The organism is Pseudomonas floridensis (assembly GCF_002087235.1).
Lineage (GTDB): Bacteria > Pseudomonadota > Gammaproteobacteria > Pseudomonadales > Pseudomonadaceae > Aquipseudomonas > Aquipseudomonas floridensis.
The window spans coordinates 410-875 of record NZ_MUIO01000252.1 but is presented as its reverse complement, the minus strand read 5'-3'; the positions used below and the strand labels follow the sequence as shown (position 1 = coordinate 875).

Here is a 466-nt window from a genome sequence, read left to right as displayed (position 1 = left end):
ATGAAGATCTGTTCCTGACCGGCGCGGTCCTCGATGCGCAGTTCGTTGGAGCCGTTGCCGCCCGGACTGCTCAGGGTCTTGAACACGCTGCGGGTCTGGTGGGCGGGCAGCGGGTAGGGCGGGGTGTGTTCGGCGTGGTACAGGCAACCGCTGATCAACGGTTGGTCGGGATCACCTTCCAGAAAGGTCACCAGCACTTCCATGCCGACCCGGGGGATGCTCAGGCTGCCGTAACGGTCACCGGCCCAACCGGACGCCACGCGCAGCCAGCAACTGCTCTGCTCGTTGGCCTGGCCTTCGCGGTCCCAGTGAAACTGCACCCTGACCCGGCCATGCCGGTCGCAGTGAATCTCTTCGCCTGCCGGGCCCGTGACGACAGCCGTCTGGCCGCCGGCAATGCGCGGTTTGGGATGGGTCAGGGCCGCACGGTAGGGGACGTTGCCGGGGATGGCCCTGAACGTGTTGC

Annotated in this window: 1 protein-coding gene; it reads right to left on the bottom strand. The window is 66.7% G+C overall.

Annotation, left to right across the window (positions count from 1 at the left end):
• The coding region (tssI, locus tag BZK31_RS29835; protein ID WP_167378138.1) for a type VI secretion system tip protein TssI/VgrG at positions 1–466 on the bottom strand (466 nt) is incomplete at both ends.